This is a genomic window from Heyndrickxia sp. FSL K6-6286 (assembly GCF_038630395.1).
Taxonomy (GTDB): domain Bacteria; phylum Bacillota; class Bacilli; order Bacillales; family Bacillaceae_C; genus Heyndrickxia; species Heyndrickxia oleronia.
The window spans coordinates 4,024,646-4,039,218 of record NZ_CP152029.1 but is presented as its reverse complement, the minus strand read 5'-3'; the positions used below and the strand labels follow the sequence as shown (position 1 = coordinate 4,039,218).

The window sequence follows — 14,573 nt, the reverse complement described above, 5'->3', positions numbered from 1 at the left end:
ATTTATGGCGCGTCGTCGCAATGATCTTACTCACACCGAATTAAAAGTCGTAGCTGCCGACATTATCCCCGATAGATTCGACTTTGACGAATTATTTAAGTTATTCCTCCAAGACGCAAATTTGCGCAATTTACGATCCCATACGATTACATACTATCAGAACGAATTATTATCGTTCAGAAAAGCGCTAAATGAGCTGGAAATCGATACGACGCCAGCGAAAATTACAACGGAACACATAAACGAATTCATAGCGTATTTAAAGGACGTCAAAGGACTTAAAATTGTTTCGATTAACACTCGGTTGCGTGCGGTAAGGGCGTTCTTCAATTTCGCGTATAAGCACGAATACATAGCAAAGAATCCATGTAATACCGTTAAACTTTTACGTGAAAGGCGGAAAGTTATAGAAACGTTTACCCGCGATCAAATTAACAAATTACTCAATGCGCCGGACTTAAAGACGTTCACGGGAGTCCGTGATTATACGATACTACTGATTTTGCTCGAGACTGGAATTCGCGCGTCTGAACTAATTGGAATTGAGACGGATGATATTCAATGGGAGGATTCTATGATCCTTATTCGAAATACGAAAGGTCATCGGGAGCGCCTAGTACCGTTTCAATCTAAGATGAAAACGCAGTTAAAGAAATATTTAAAAATTCGAGGGCAATGCGAAACAGATGCGTTATTTGTAACGATTGACGGAACTCCGTTGTCAAAACGGCAACTTCAAAATCGAGTTACATATTACGGAGAGAAAGCGAAGATAAAAAACGTTCGATGTAGTTGCCACACAATTCGCCATACGTTCGCAAAGTTTTGCGTAAAACAAGGCGCCGGCATATTTGAATTGCAACAAATACTCGGACACACATCGATGGAAATGGTTCGAATTTATGTAAATCTATATAGCGACGATGTTAAAGAGAAACATAAAAATTTTTCACCCTTAAAATATCTATAAAAATACAAAAAAAGAGCGCTGATTGCTGCGAACAATCAAACGCCCGGTCAATATACTCTACGATTATTATACTTAAAAATTAGGTGTATCGCAAGTCTTATTTAAGTGCGCCAATTTTCGGTATAAGCGGGCTGCGCTCTTAAAGGAGCCGAATTTATCATGCCCAAAAATAGAATCGATATTATTGCGTCAACTGAAACTTTCGAAAATCTATCACCGTTTGAATCGGTGGCAGAACTGAACGAAGCAATCCGTCACTATAAGCGTGTATTTGCCGATGAATTAACTCGGACAGACATTGCGGTATTGGAACTTCTTCAACGCTACTCATGCCGTTATTTAGGCGTGTCCTTCCTTCGAAAAAATAAGATAGCCGAGGCATTAGGTAAGTCCCGGCGTACTATCATCAGAGTTTGTAATAAGTTGGCGCAACTAGGAATCGTACGGCAATACGAAATGAAGCGAGCAACAGATATGCAGCAAACGAGTAATGCGATCGTGATTCAGCCAGTAATTTCGGAGCCTGTCGCACAAGACCCTCCCAAAGATACTGACGCCATGTCACCCATAAAACAACCCCAAGCTATAAAACAAAATCTTATAAATAAACGTACTGAAAGACCGTTCAAGCCTGCGTGGATTCCAGAAGCATTTTTTGATTTACTACATGCGCACTATGACGAAGTTAAGGAAATTACGGAATACTGGCGTGGTGTCTATGCGTCTACATACGGTATGAACTTGACGTCCGATGACAAGGAGCGGATTGCTATCGAATCTTTCTTCGAAATGAAGTCTCGACGTAGGAAGCTTCGGAAACCAATCGCCTATTTTATTGGCGTAGTTAAACGTAAAGCCAAACGAGTTCACATTACAAACTTATTCAATTCAGTGTTTGAATTATAGTCCAAAATAATCGTCAGGTAAGTCGTGTCCTAGTGTTTTTAATGCCCGTTTAATTTTAGAAATCGTTGAGATTTTTGGGCGATAATCGTCCTCATTACATAATCGAGATACGGTCATATCGCCGACTTTAGCTTTTTTAGCGAGCTCCGTTTGCGTTATACCGTGACGATCAAGATATTTTCCTAATTTACTTCTGCTTTTACCGAGTCCAAACATCACACATACCTCGCTTTAGTTTTTAGCAACAGTCTGTCCACATTTACCAAAAGTTATACACGGTGAAAATTTGGTAATATCGGACAATCGGTGAGGAGTAACATATATCATACCGATTAAAATTCCCGAACTTGCTACGACTACCGAGACGGTCGCAGACCGATGAAAAGACTCCTGAATTGCTAATCTATAAGGGTTCTTGAGGAGAATTTACAGTCGTTTATGTCGGGACTATCCTAAAGGATAAAAGGAAATGAGGTGGAGTCGTTGTTACTTGAAGTTGTTTCGTCTGTATTGATGGGAGGAGTACTTGCAGGAACGTATGCGTATCAATTGGGAGCAGGAGGTAATGATACAAAAAACATTTGCAGGATCGCAGAAAATGCCGGACTTGTTGCTAGGGACGGGACAAAAATACGTATTCACCGAAGGAAACAAACGAAAGGTTACTCGGAATACGTGTATCAAATGCCGCAGGGCTTGTCGTCTAAACAGTTTCAGGATAATATAGACCGATTTCAAGACGGACTTAATACTAAGAAGAAAATACTCGATGTCTCAATTACTGATATTAAATCCATCGACTGGAAAAGTGACGTGATGGCTCAAGTACGCAATTTGTTCACCGAAAAAATAAAGTTGCGTAAGGAGGTTACGATTGATTTTGACGGCATGTTAATTTTTCGAGTGTATAAAACGCCATTGCCGGATGTAGTACCTTTTGACAATTCACTTTTTGACAAATGTACTGGTTGGAACATTCCGTTAGGGGTAAGCCGATTCAAATTCGAGGTCCACGACTTCGAGGACGGACATTTAATTATCAGTGGATCCACTCGGTATGGTAAATCGGTGTTTTTGAAGAACATCATCACGTCTCTTATTCATCGTAAACCTAACGAGGTTACTTTCCACTTAATCGACTTAAAGGGTGGTCTTACGTTTTCTCGATTTGCAAACGCACGTCAAGTAAAAACAGTCGCAACTAATGTAGATGAAACGCTCGAATCCCTTAAGGTATTGCTGACCGATATTGAACAGAAACAAGCTGACTTCTTGCGAAATGGATGGGAGGACGTTCGTGAAGCGCGGATTAAAGACCGTACGTTTATCGTTGTCGATGAAGCCGCACAACTCGCTAGTGCTGGTATAACTGACGCGGCAGAAAAGAAAAAACGGATTGAGTGCGAAACGATTCTCGCTAAAATAGCGCAAGTAGGTGCTGGATTAGGTTATCGCTTAATTTTTTGCACGCAATACCCTACAGCAGACACATTACCTCGACAGATTAAACAGAATGTTGACTCTCGTTTATGTTTCCGATTACAAACAACGAAGGCATCCGAAGTGGTGCTCGATTCCCCAGGTGCGGAAAAGTTACCTAAGATAAGAGGACGCGGAATTTATCAAACACCTGACGGTAAAAAGATTGTTCAGACTCCTTTTATTCAAAACGACTTTATTGAGCGGACTATCGCACCGCATATAATCATCAAACCTCGAAAGGATGAGCTACATGCACAAGATGATTCGGAAGGAACAAAGGCAATTCGAAATTCTCTCATCGTTAGCAAAGCTTGACTATCTTACAAGGTCCCAAATTCAAACCCTCCATAAATTAGGTTCAAACAGAAATGCTTCAAGAGTTATGAGTGAGTTGAGTGATTATGTTTCATACTTTCGAGATAATCAACACGTTTATTACTTGAATAAAGAAGGGCGTGAGTTGGTTGGGTGTACTAAGGTTCGAAAGAGAACAATTCAAGCAAGGCATTATATTATGAGAAATTCACTATACATTGCCTTCGGTTGCCCGGCTAGTTGGGAATCAGAAATGCGTCTCGAAATTCCAAAACAAGTTAAAGTCGTTTGTGATGCCTTATTTAAAGTAGGTGATCGTTACAATATAGTCGAAATCGATCATACTCAGAAGATGAGCGTAAATAAAGTGAAGATGAATAAATACAGAAAGTTGATAGACTTAGGTGCGTTTAGTAAATCACCCAAGTTTGTTTGGATGACTACAACAGAGTATCGACGTAAGCAGATTGAAAAAATTTGCGAAGGGTTAGTATTTCAAGTTTTTACTGCTCAAGACTTTTTATAGGAGGCGGTTAAAATGACGAAGGTTAAAACGGTGGGATCATTAAAAGACTTTATGACGGGGCAACATCGATTTCATGCCGAAATAAAGAAAGCGAATAGAAAATTAAAAACCCACGGCATTAAGATTGCGCTAACTGGCATTGCGGGCGGGTTAGCGTTCAACTTAACACACGTAGGTGCATCTAATTTAGCGTATGCTGCAGGGCCTGCTGAGTATGTCAAAAGTAAAGCTAAGGAGCAAATTGTGGATGCATTTATGCCGTTAGTTGACCTTGTTCAAGCACTAGCATACCCTATAGCAGCGGTTATGTTATCGGGCGGTGCGTTGTTATTTATGATTAATCAAAAAGACAAAGCAATTTCTCTAATACAAAACGCATCAATCGGATATATACTAGTCCAACTAATGCCTTTATTCCTGAAAATACTAGTAGGGTTAGGTACTTCTGTAGGTATAATATTTTGAAATAAAAAGGCGTCGGCATCATTGACCGGCGCTTTCTTCGTCCACTAAGGTTATTATCTCATTGATATCGTTAATGTCTAACGCGTCTGCTATACTCTCTAGTGCTTCCTTTGGGTATCGTTTTGTTTTGTTGTTTACAAGCTCACTGACAGTTCTTTCAGTCAACCCCGACATCATAGCGAGCTGTTTTTGGTCTATTTTTCTGTCAGTTAGAATCTTCCTTAGTTTTACTTCGATTATCCTGCCCATCATCCCCAACCTCCATTTTTCTATAAGTACATTATATCGCTTTTAAAATAATTACGCAAAATGTAATTTTAAGTGTTGACAATTACGCTAAACGTAATTATACTAAAGATACAAGTTACGCTAAACGTAATTTAAAGGAGGTGAGGTTGTTGATTACTCGTTCATATGTTTTATCAATAAGTTCCGCAAATGAAGAACTAGAGCCTAGAATCGAAAAGGATGCAATTATCATCGACGGCGACTTTTTATTGGAAAGGAATGATCCGGAGTGGACGTTTTATAAATTTACGGACAAGCTTTCCGACGGTACTCCGGTTGTAGACTTGGACCTAGCGGAAAGGTTTGACGCAGTATTTTATTTACCTGAAAATGTCGACCTAGAATGGCTAATGTCCGCAACTCTACTTGAAATAATACGAAGATTCTCGAAAGGGGCGTATGAAAATTGATTACCTTATTTGTTGCAATCGCGATGTTTTGCGTAGGTCTATTCGTCGGTCTTGACCGAAGTGGTGCGTTGAAATGATTATCGAATATACAATTAGTTTCACTAAGTTATCCGAAGGCTACAACGTTAAATTAGGCGATGAGTTTTACGAAATTAGTTCACGTAATTTTGAAAAGATAACCGGTGTCAGTGGCGTGACATTCGGAAATGCAAAGGTAGCACTCGTACAAGTTCGGCGGATTAAAATTTGCGGTAAGAAGGTATCGAAGGGGATCGACTGGATTAGTGCATAAACGGTCAGCGCGGGAACTCTTACGTTCGGTCAGCATTGGTAACTGTCCGAGCAAGGAGTCTTAAACGATACACGGCGTCCTTTGGAGCGGCAAGTAGCGGCAACTACTCCGTTGTGAACGACGCCGGGACAAGCTATCACCGTGCTATCGGTCTAATAAGGGGATGATCGAGGTTATGTTAAGAAAATTGATGTATTCGTTGATGGAGCGAGACGATAAAGATATAAAGCAGAAAGATTTGGCGGAAGTAATTGAAGTAGACCGAAGTCAGTTATCACATTTCTTCAACTATAAGAAAGAACTGACATTCTCCGCGTGGTTATTGGCTATTAGATTCTTAAAGCCCGAAAAAGAAGACGAAATCGTGGAAATACTCGCTGCAACGATGATCCGCGATGAGGCTAGACAAAATTGTAGAATGCTTATGGAATATGCTTCAACAAGTAGGAAGCTCGATTTGTTAAAGTTACTTATCACCTCCCAGAAAAAAGCAAACAAAGAAAATAAGATATGGTCAAACTTTTATGAAATTGCTTATAAATTCCAACAACGAAATGCATCAAATGAAGATTTACTTGTTGAGTTGGAGTCACTAAAACCGACAACACAAGAAATGCGAGCCTTTTCAAACATCCTTAAGTCGTTAATTTTCTATATGTTGAAAGAATATAAATGTATGTTTCGATTAGCAAGAATTGCAGAAAAACAAGTGAAAGAAATAAAAAACAAATTCATCCGAGATAGTTACATGGCTAGAATAGGCGAAATATTTGCCAGAGGGTACCTTTATTTAAAAAACGACGTAAGAAAGTCTCGTTTTTATGCGAACATGGTCCTAAATTCAAAGTTTTTAAATCAGTCATATAAAGCTCATACACTCCACTTGCTGGGTACTTCCTATCTACTTGAGGACTTCGATATGAGTGTTGAGTACTTTAATAGATATAAAGAAGTATTGACTGCTGGCGGAAGAAATGAACTAGCAAAAGAAACTGACGAAAAAGACATATTCTTCGCTAAAGTTCTATGGGATAAGAACGTTTCACCGAGTGATACCAGCGACCCACTTGAAAGGATGCACTACTACGCTAAAGGAGGTGATGTAAATGCCGTAATGAAATTAAGTGCAAAGGTTTCTGACGACGACCCGTTTGCGTTGTGTTACCTCGGCATAGCACTTAATGACGCGGAGTTGTTGTTGCTATCTATTGCTAGATTCATAGAAACAGGTGATAAATATTTTGCCGAGCTGCCGAAACGCTACATAGAAGAAATGCATCATGAACACATTGTATCGGCGGAGATACTTTACAACATCAAAATCGCGTAGGGAGAGTGTTCGAATGAAGAAATTAGTAGCAGGGTTACTGGTTGCGGGAGTTTTAGTTGGGCTAAGTGTAACTAAAGAAAAGCCTAATGAAAGTTCTGAAAATGTAAAACCTTTGAGTAGTCCAGGTAATGGAGGAATCGGAGGAAATGCAACAGGATGAGAAGCGCGGGTTTATCTCGCGTTTTTCTTATAAAAAGCAAAAAAAAATCTAAAAAACTATTGAAAGTTCATTAGAAATATCCGATAATAAGAGAGATAGTCTGAAATTACATAAAAATAACCTAATTATACTATACTTGTATTTTATCACCGTTTGGCTAATAAGTCAACGGTTTTATATAAAAGATTTTTAAATTGACGGAGGGGATTGCGAAGATGGAACAAGTTAAGCCGTTACCAAACGACAAACGATTTTTACTCGAGGGTAATAACTACGAAATGTACAATCTTGACCTCATGCGTAAGGTGTTTCCGAGGATTATCGCCGAACATGACGCTAAGTATCAACGTAAGCAAAGGAAACCGCAAATTCGCGACATCGTGACGTTGTATTTTTATCTGCTTTCGTATGTTGACGGTAAGCACACGTTAGAAGATGGTTCAACGAGCGTTCGGTTTGGCGCAAGTTTTCCTCCTAAGAGCCAAATGTGTCAGGCGCTAGGAATCGCGGAGAGTCGAATAAAACCTCTCGTAGACATACTGGAAGCAAACGGTCTAATCAGCGAAACGAGGGACGTATGGGTCGGTACGAAGCGATATAAATGGTACTTCATGTCGTTCTGCCCGCGGATAAGTGATGACGGTTATGTGGTGGATGGTAACGGAGAGCGTATCATGCCAGACAAAAGCCTATATAAATAGTAACGGCACCTAATGATGGTATCGAAACATTCACCTGACGAGTGCTTGCATACCTTAATCTGATGTCTTTCTAAACATACCAAGTTAAACACACCAACGTAAAGATACCAACAAAACATTGCGCCAATAGAAAAGCACTATTGTCGCTGCGCTTTTATTCTATGCGAAAGTAATAGACTATTAAAACCTATCGCGAAAGGGAGATGTACTAATGAATCAGCTAAAAATCGCACTTGACCAAATTATCCGTAATGAGAATCAACCACGCAAGATATTCAATGAAGAAAGTATCGCAGAATTGGCAGAATCTATTAAAAAGGATGGGCTGCAGTCGCCTATCATGGTGCGACCATTAAACGGTAAATACGAAATAGTACAAGGTGAACGGCGCTACCGAGCTGCGCAAGTTGTTGGGTTATCTGAAATCGACGCTTTCGTTAAGGAGTTATCGGATGAGGATGCGTTCCACTTGGCCGTGATCGAAAACATTCAACGGGAACAATTAACACCAATCGAGGAAGCTAGGGCTTTTCTATGGTATTCACATAAAGGACTGACTCAAGAAGAGATAGCGCAAAAAGTAAAAAAGACACGTGATTATGTCGCTTCAAAATTACGATTATTAAGTTTATCTGATTCTGTTCAAGCTATGATTGAACGAGGAGACATTAAAGAAGGTCATGCTAAACAATTACTGAGATTAAAGAACATTTTGGAAAGATTATGTACAGAAACGTACGCTCCTGTGATGCCAAAAAGAAGTTTATTTGAATTATTTCAAGATAAATTTACGAGGCATTTTTGGGATAAGAAGCCTATTACAGTAAATGACGTTAAAAAATGGGTGGACGAGTGGCACTTTCTTTTAGTATTCTCAACGATTAGACAATCAATAGGCTTTGAATCTGCTGCCATTTGTATAAAGAGCAACGAAACAAAGTTACCTATAAATCTGTCAGTTGGTAATGTTTGCTTTTTATATGGATGTCACATAAATAACATCACAGATAGCGATATAGATTTCGCTATTGACTTCGAACAAGGATTATTAAAGCATTCGTATGATAAAGAGTTTAGAAAGTGGAATATTGAAAAGTTTTACGATTCGGTGAGATTTAAAGAAAATCCAATATCAAATGAAACGCTTGAGTGGGTGAATCCATCCCATTACGTTTTTGTAATGCTTACGGATAGCGCAAGAAGCGGAGAGCGAGACGGTGATGGATTCTTAATTATAAAGGATGACGAAGATTTGTACCGTCGCTTAGTAGATGAATTTAATAGCGAACACGATTTCAGACAGGAGTTTGGAGTAGTATTATTTGGATTTTACACAAATCATTCAACCTTAGAAATTGATCCACAAAGGATAAAGGAATTTTATTTGTGGCAAGACTTCATGAAAGAGCGTGGATTTAAGGATTTCTATGAAAGTATGAAAATTACAGACGAAGAATTAGAGTCAGACTATCGCTCGACCTTAAACTTACGCCTTCTTATTGAGCAGGTATATAAGTTAAATGATGAAGAAGGTCAGGAACGTATGAGTGAAATTGACTTAGCGAAAATGTTAATTATTAATTTTCGTGAGGATACCGGACAAACTGTGGATATAGATACTGCAATAGGTTCTGTTAGGAAAGCGTTAGAATTGGATATATCACAAGAAGAAGTCCGAAAACTGCTAGATGAGGCAGATGTTGAGCAATAAAATTGTGTCACGTGACACAATTTGAAGGTACTTAGTGATTGTTTAGGTGGGGCGAATTCCCTATCTAAACTTTCATCACTAGTGTACCGTTTTGCCTGAGTTTGTGGCTTATACGATATAAGAAGCTTACTTTTGCGCGTTAGTACGGACTATATTACGAGGGGGAATCGAAATGGACGAAACAATCAAACGTTATGTCTACGACCGCGTGACCGAAGAATTGGAGCGAGTGATCGGCGAATATCGGTTCGACGGAGAAGGTTTCTGCAATCATGTCCGCCAGTGGCAACGTAATGATCTTCGAGAATTCCGTGACTGGCTTGACGGTGCGCTCGCCGTAACTACCGAAACGGTACTTTTGGATATTCCTAAGTTAACGTGGCGGGAAATAAAAGTTATACCGCGAAAGTTTAAGTCGTGCGCCTGCTGTGGTCGGATATTCTACGACTTGAGTCGGAACGGCCGTACCAACGTTTGCCACTACGAGACATACCAATGGTGGAATCAGTCGAAACGGCGTTACCAATTCCGTTATAAGGCTGGACGCCCAATGTCCGTATGTGAAGTCGAAAGGGACGACGGGGCAACAGTCGGCGGGCAGGCTACGGGCTACCGTTATACAACGCGTATGAGGATGGAGCGCCAAATGATCGTATGGACATCGTTTCAGCCGGACAACGACGCGGAGGAAGCGTTTATACGCAAGATTGAACTGGCGGCGAGTCCTTACGCAATTAACGGTCGCTACAAGCCTGCGATGGTCAATGCGGCTGAATGGCCGTCAAATGGCGCTAACAAGCCGGAAAACTACTATGCGAACGTTAAAGAAGTGCTAGAGGCGGAGAAACAGTCGGCCATGACCGACAAATATAACGTGTATGACCTTACGTGGGACGAAGTAGTGGCGCGAGGGTTGGATCGCTATTTTGACGAGAAAATATTTTATGAAAAACAGAGAATTAGCGTAAAAACCGCATAAACAAACAAGAAATATAGTCTTATATATGGGAGGTCCGCCAAATGGTAGGGCTTTTATTTTTGTGTAATTATATTTGTGTCTAAAATACGAACAAGTGTGTTACATTTTGATTACAAATACAGTATGATACCATATTTTCCTTAATTAGTTACCTATATAGACGCCGGAAGGACTCGTTAATTGTTGCGGGTTTTTATTTTGTGTAAGATGGCTTACTTTTGAGTGGTTTTGCGGCTTACATTATGGGGATTAGTTATCTTGTCTTATATAAGCTTACTATTTTACGAAATGTCTGGGTTAAATAAAAGGAGAATGGTATTTTTTGTCCTCCCAGTTGTCTATTCCTTATGAAACCGTGGTTTCAAAAATAATATATTTTTCCTATTGCGTTTTGGTGGTTTAGTTACCTATATAAACGCCGAGAGGCTTACTTTTCCCTTCTTCCGGGCTATCCAAATTTGGACACCCCGTATCTCTGCCTAACCTCTCGTTAATTTTTTCGATAATTCCCATTCCGTCGATCCTGTCGACGTCCGCACTTTCATGATTGTCTGGCTTATATATGAGAATATTTTTGAATATACGTACTATTTTTTGCCCACAGTTGTCTATACCTTATAGATGAAAAAATTTAATAGTTTGGTATTTAAGGGGTTTCCGTTATGTGCGGAGCCTCTTTTTTTAATACAAAAATTTAAATGAAAAGGGGAATGTTAAATGGATTTAAAACTACGATTATTTGAGGAAGTTTTATTTGAAATCAAGGACGGCAGCACCGAGCAGACCTTCGTACCCAAACACCCGAAGTTAAGACGAACAATATTCGGGTTGATACACACGTTATCTACTATCGGAAGTTACAAGGAACTGGAACTCTTAAACTCCGCCGTCGGTATCGCGTGGGAGGCGCTAGACAGCTTTGAACTTGCGGAAGGAGCCAACTGGACTGATGTAATTGAGGGACGCGACCGTCATAATCTAAACCGCGTTGTCAAGGCGATTATTGCGAAATTGGAGCACGAATTAGTTGCCGAAGCAAATCCTAATACACATCGTATGTACGACCCGCTAACTGGCGGAAAGCAATATGTAACTATCAATTTCGACTCGCTCGACCGTCCGATTTATAACGAAAACGGCGAGGTGGTCGGTACATTAGGCGATGAAGTATCGGAGTCCTATTTTGCGCCAAAACCGCAGACCTACGCTAATCCATTCGTTGAGTGGTTCCGTGAGAATCGCCACGAGTTTTTAACCCGTCGACAAAACGAATTCATCGACGGTCTGTCAACGGGCTTACAAAGTAAAGAAAGCGATTATGTCGACGTTAACGACTTCGAACAGCTTGCCGGCATGCAACGGAACGACCTCGATCATATGAAGAAACGTATACGTGAGCGTACGTTGAAAGCCTGGGAGCAACACAAGGCGGGCAAGCCGGAACTAACACGCCGTGGCGCATACCTACTCGGTAAAATTGCGGAATTGAACGAGTTTATTGCGATTGCTGAATCGGATGACGACCTAGCGACGCAAAATCAACGTTTGTCCGCGTGGATTAAGTCGAAAGAATTGGAACATGCCGAGGACCCGACGGACCTCATAAGTGACGTGCTGGCGGGCGATATAACGGCGACTAAAGCGTTCGCAGACTTCATGAAGGGCGAGACAAAGGCGATTGATTCTGCGGTGTTGTACGAATTTATGACGCTATTAAGACGGAGGTCGACCGATTGAAACGCGAGATTGCTAGCCTGTCAACAGCCGTCGAGCCGCGTCCGATAGATTATGAGAAACGAGCAAGAAATGCGGAGCGAAAACGTAAGTACGAGGATTTCAAGCGCGAGCAACCGTGCAAAGTGTATAACAAAGACGGCGAGTTGGTGCGGACGATGACTTCGAATATGAAGGAATACAAAGTCGTGGAGTTGAATGCGTTTGGGATGGTGTATGATGTGCGGGAAAATTAATTTAATTTAAATTTATATGACGAAAAATTAACAATAGGGGGTTGTATTTTGTCTAATTAGTCCGCTATATAGACGCCGAAAGGGAAATTTTATTAAAAATAGCTTACTTTTATACGTTTAGTTATCTATGCCTTATGTAGGGAGGTAAAAAATCTTTTTTTATTTTATCTCTAAAAAACTTTTATTCAATATTTATCCACTATCAACTATATCAAATTAAAAAGCAAATGTAAAGCATCGGCCTCGGACTTTTTCCGGGGCTTTTTTACGTTGCAGAAAAAACGACAAAGGGGTAGATCGAATGAAACACGTAATTGAATTGGAAGGAAAGTGGTTCGGTGACGACGGTGAGGAATTAAAACATATTCCAAAAACACGCAAGGTTGAGCACTTATTAAACTCGGCTGGAGAAGTAGTCGCGAAACGCTGCGGAGGTTTATGCGGAGAAATGTTGCCGTTGGATAATTTCCGGATATGTAATAGAGGTTTCGCTAAAAGGCAGTCTTATTGCGTTAAGTGTAAATCAGTAAGTAGTAAGGCGCATGAACAGGGATTAAATATTTACGGCGGGGAAAAACGCCCTATTAAACCAAGGTCAAAGCGTGTATTTGATGAAAAAGGAAAATGTATACGTAAAAAGTGCCCAATGTGCGAAGTGTGGAAGGATAGGTGTGAATACCGTATTGATTTATGTAACCAAGCAGACGGGTTATCGACACAATGCATTAGTTGTAAAAACTTGATTGCACGCAGAGGTCGGGAACGAAACCCAGAAAAATACAAAACATATGGCCACAACCGCCGTGCCAAAGAAAAAGCGCTTCCTGGCGAATTATCGGATGAGCAGTGGAAAGCTACATTGGATTTCTTCGGCGATGCCTGCGCTTTGACTGGCGAGTCAGATGGATTACACCTCGAACACGCAATCCCTATCGCGATAGGTCAAGGTGGAACTGTTGATTGGAACTGCTATCCGTTGGTAAGCTCACTAAATGCCTCGAAATCTGCATCCAATCTATTCGAGTGGGCGGGAGGACGTGATGACGTAGATAAGCCGAAGTTTAATAGATTAATAACATTCCTAGCTGATAAGTGCGGACTCACAGTCGACGAGTACCGTGCTTTTTATTATTGGTGCTTCGCTAATCCACGCTTAACTGTCGAGGAGATTGAGGCGGACGGTGATGTCGATTCATTAACGTTATGGAAACGGAGTCGAACGTAAAATACCTAATAACGGACGTAATAGAAGATAGAAGGGGAACACGGAGCAGGTAATAATTTGATCGGAGCTCGGCGGTGTTTCCCGAACTATTACGTTAAATTAACGGGAGGTAAATCGATATGACAAACGAATTTTATTACTGCTACAGCCTAAACTTACACAAACACTTGCAGGCGAACGGTCAGCGTTATATTTGCACCGGCCTTAATGATAGCACGATGGTTAAGTTTTGGCAGTACCGTAGAACCGATAAATTACACGAACTTTTACGAGAGTGGGCGGAAAACAAGCCTGCTTAATTTATATACAAACGTTAAATTGAAATCGTATAAACGGAGGATGATTTTACATGGAAAATAAGTACCCTTACGAAATAACCGAGTATTATTCGCCAGCATTAAATAGCCTAAAACGCATCTATACGCAGCATCCGGACTTCAACGGTAATGTTCGTTTAATCTACGAATTGCTATTCGACCACTTTAATCCGAACTACGGTTACGCATGGCCAACTATTCCGCAATTAGCGATAGAGTCCGGTCTAGGCGAGTCGACAGTTAAGCGATGTATCGCGACGTTGGTTAAGTTGGAATTAATTAAGAAGCAACCGTCGTCAGTCGCGAATAACAACGTGTACGTACCGTTAAAGCCTGTTACAACTATCGAAGAATTAATCGCTAAGTTTCCGGAAGTAAAGCCGCATATGGAGACGAGAATCGCTCGGATAAAAGAACGTGAGGCAACCGACAAGCAACGATTAGGAGCGAAGAAACAGACGGAAGTAGACCCGTTTGATCCTGAATGGCTATAGTTCGGTTCATTTTGATACGTAGTACGGTTCAT

The 14,573-nt window shown here is 40.6% G+C and carries 18 protein-coding genes; 16 read left to right on the top strand and 2 right to left on the bottom strand.

What is annotated here, in order from left to right; all coding sequences use genetic code 11:
* Positions 1-4 precede the first annotated feature (4 nt).
* Together MHI39_RS20335 and MHI39_RS20330 are read left to right on the top strand one after the other, a co-directional pair.
* Complete coding sequence (locus tag MHI39_RS20335) at positions 5-970, top strand: tyrosine-type recombinase/integrase (protein WP_342540076.1); 966 nt, start codon at positions 5-7, stop codon at positions 968-970.
* Between the two features lie 159 nt (positions 971-1,129).
* Entirely contained in the window at positions 1,130-1,876 is a 747-nt protein-coding gene (locus MHI39_RS20330; RefSeq protein WP_342540075.1) for a helix-turn-helix domain-containing protein, read from the top strand.
* On the opposite strand, the gene MHI39_RS20325 is transcribed toward MHI39_RS20330, so the two are convergent.
* The gene (locus tag MHI39_RS20325) at positions 1,871-2,092 is read right to left on the bottom strand and encodes a helix-turn-helix transcriptional regulator (RefSeq protein ID WP_342540074.1); all 222 of its coding nucleotides are present in this window, start codon (positions 2,090-2,092) and stop codon (positions 1,871-1,873) included. The genes MHI39_RS20330 and MHI39_RS20325 overlap by 6 nt on opposite strands.
* 267 nt (positions 2,093-2,359) lie before the next feature.
* Here MHI39_RS20325 and MHI39_RS20320 point away from each other — a divergent pair, with 267 nt between their 5' ends.
* Genes MHI39_RS20320 through MHI39_RS20310 form a run of 3 tightly spaced genes read left to right on the top strand, consistent with a single transcriptional unit; the run spans position 2,360 to position 4,664 of the window.
* Positions 2,360-3,673, top strand: coding sequence for an FtsK/SpoIIIE domain-containing protein (locus MHI39_RS20320; protein ID WP_342540073.1), 1,314 nt, complete (start codon positions 2,360-2,362; stop codon positions 3,671-3,673).
* Positions 3,609-4,199, top strand: a complete 591-nt coding sequence (locus MHI39_RS20315; protein WP_342540072.1) for a replication-relaxation family protein — start codon at positions 3,609-3,611, stop codon at positions 4,197-4,199. The genes MHI39_RS20320 and MHI39_RS20315 overlap by 65 nt, the downstream gene beginning before the upstream one ends.
* A gap of 12 nt (positions 4,200-4,211) precedes the next feature.
* On the top strand, positions 4,212-4,664 hold the full coding sequence (locus tag MHI39_RS20310) for a hypothetical protein (protein ID WP_342540071.1): 453 nt from the start codon (positions 4,212-4,214) through the stop codon (positions 4,662-4,664).
* Positions 4,665-4,682: 18 nt separating this feature from the next.
* On the opposite strand, the gene MHI39_RS20305 is transcribed toward MHI39_RS20310, so the two are convergent.
* Entirely contained in the window at positions 4,683-4,916 is a 234-nt protein-coding gene (locus tag MHI39_RS20305; RefSeq protein WP_342540070.1) for a helix-turn-helix transcriptional regulator, read from the bottom strand.
* 146 nt (positions 4,917-5,062) lie between these two features.
* Here MHI39_RS20305 and MHI39_RS20300 point away from each other — a divergent pair, with 146 nt between their 5' ends.
* From MHI39_RS20300 to MHI39_RS20250, 11 genes are all read left to right on the top strand, one after another.
* Entirely contained in the window at positions 5,063-5,362 is a 300-nt protein-coding gene (locus MHI39_RS20300; RefSeq protein WP_216383857.1) for a hypothetical protein, read from the top strand.
* Positions 5,363-5,435: 73 nt separating this feature from the next.
* Positions 5,436-5,654, top strand: coding sequence for a hypothetical protein (locus MHI39_RS20295; RefSeq protein ID WP_342540069.1), 219 nt, complete (start codon positions 5,436-5,438; stop codon positions 5,652-5,654).
* 175 nt (positions 5,655-5,829) lie between these two features.
* On the top strand, positions 5,830-6,984 hold the full coding sequence (locus MHI39_RS20290) for an AimR family lysis-lysogeny pheromone receptor (RefSeq protein ID WP_342540068.1): 1,155 nt from the start codon (positions 5,830-5,832) through the stop codon (positions 6,982-6,984).
* A 13-nt stretch (positions 6,985-6,997) separates the two neighbouring features.
* Positions 6,998-7,144: a hypothetical protein gene (locus MHI39_RS20285; RefSeq protein ID WP_342540067.1), complete on the top strand. Its 147-nt coding sequence runs from the start codon at positions 6,998-7,000 to the stop codon at positions 7,142-7,144.
* Positions 7,145-7,359: 215 nt separating this feature from the next.
* Entirely contained in the window at positions 7,360-7,845 is a 486-nt protein-coding gene (locus tag MHI39_RS20280) for a hypothetical protein (RefSeq protein ID WP_342540066.1), read from the top strand.
* 211 nt (positions 7,846-8,056) lie between these two features.
* The gene (locus MHI39_RS20275) at positions 8,057-9,556 is read left to right on the top strand and encodes a ParB/RepB/Spo0J family partition protein (protein ID WP_342540065.1); all 1,500 of its coding nucleotides are present in this window, start codon (positions 8,057-8,059) and stop codon (positions 9,554-9,556) included.
* Between the two features lie 172 nt (positions 9,557-9,728).
* On the top strand, positions 9,729-10,535 hold the full coding sequence (locus tag MHI39_RS20270; RefSeq protein ID WP_342540064.1) for a hypothetical protein: 807 nt from the start codon (positions 9,729-9,731) through the stop codon (positions 10,533-10,535).
* A gap of 717 nt (positions 10,536-11,252) precedes the next feature.
* Entirely contained in the window at positions 11,253-12,272 is a 1,020-nt protein-coding gene (locus MHI39_RS20265) for a hypothetical protein (RefSeq protein ID WP_342540063.1), read from the top strand.
* The gene (locus MHI39_RS20260; protein WP_342540062.1) at positions 12,269-12,505 is read left to right on the top strand and encodes a hypothetical protein; all 237 of its coding nucleotides are present in this window, start codon (positions 12,269-12,271) and stop codon (positions 12,503-12,505) included. The genes MHI39_RS20265 and MHI39_RS20260 overlap by 4 nt, the downstream gene beginning before the upstream one ends.
* A 301-nt stretch (positions 12,506-12,806) precedes the next feature.
* A complete protein-coding gene (locus MHI39_RS20255) occupies positions 12,807-13,730 on the top strand; it encodes a hypothetical protein (protein ID WP_342540061.1) in 924 nt (307 codons plus the stop codon).
* A 577-nt stretch (positions 13,731-14,307) separates the two neighbouring features.
* Positions 14,308-14,541 (top strand): hypothetical protein, encoded by a 234-nt coding sequence (locus MHI39_RS20250; RefSeq protein ID WP_257234373.1) that lies wholly within the window; start codon positions 14,308-14,310, stop codon positions 14,539-14,541.
* Positions 14,542-14,573: the final 32 nt, after the last annotated feature.

What these genes read in the sequence shown, in the direction of transcription:
- MHI39_RS20335 (WP_342540076.1), top strand. Translation starts at nt 5, where the DNA reads ATGGCGCGTCGTCGCAATGATCTTACTCACACCGAATTAAAAGTCGTA.
- MHI39_RS20330 (WP_342540075.1), top strand. Translation starts at nt 1,130, where the DNA reads ATGCCCAAAAATAGAATCGATATTATTGCGTCAACTGAAACTTTCGAA.
- MHI39_RS20325 (WP_342540074.1), bottom strand. Translation starts at nt 2,092, where the DNA reads ATGTTTGGACTCGGTAAAAGCAGAAGTAAATTAGGAAAATATCTTGAT.
- MHI39_RS20315 (WP_342540072.1), top strand. Translation starts at nt 3,609, where the DNA reads ATGCACAAGATGATTCGGAAGGAACAAAGGCAATTCGAAATTCTCTCA.
- MHI39_RS20310 (WP_342540071.1), top strand. Translation starts at nt 4,212, where the DNA reads ATGACGAAGGTTAAAACGGTGGGATCATTAAAAGACTTTATGACGGGG.
- MHI39_RS20305 (WP_342540070.1), bottom strand. Translation starts at nt 4,916, where the DNA reads ATGATGGGCAGGATAATCGAAGTAAAACTAAGGAAGATTCTAACTGAC.
- MHI39_RS20295 (WP_342540069.1), top strand. Translation starts at nt 5,436, where the DNA reads ATGATTATCGAATATACAATTAGTTTCACTAAGTTATCCGAAGGCTAC.
- MHI39_RS20290 (WP_342540068.1), top strand. Translation starts at nt 5,830, where the DNA reads ATGTTAAGAAAATTGATGTATTCGTTGATGGAGCGAGACGATAAAGAT.
- MHI39_RS20285 (WP_342540067.1), top strand. Translation starts at nt 6,998, where the DNA reads ATGAAGAAATTAGTAGCAGGGTTACTGGTTGCGGGAGTTTTAGTTGGG.
- MHI39_RS20280 (WP_342540066.1), top strand. Translation starts at nt 7,360, where the DNA reads ATGGAACAAGTTAAGCCGTTACCAAACGACAAACGATTTTTACTCGAG.
- MHI39_RS20275 (WP_342540065.1), top strand. Translation starts at nt 8,057, where the DNA reads ATGAATCAGCTAAAAATCGCACTTGACCAAATTATCCGTAATGAGAAT.
- MHI39_RS20270 (WP_342540064.1), top strand. Translation starts at nt 9,729, where the DNA reads ATGGACGAAACAATCAAACGTTATGTCTACGACCGCGTGACCGAAGAA.
- MHI39_RS20265 (WP_342540063.1), top strand. Translation starts at nt 11,253, where the DNA reads ATGGATTTAAAACTACGATTATTTGAGGAAGTTTTATTTGAAATCAAG.
- MHI39_RS20255 (WP_342540061.1), top strand. Translation starts at nt 12,807, where the DNA reads ATGAAACACGTAATTGAATTGGAAGGAAAGTGGTTCGGTGACGACGGT.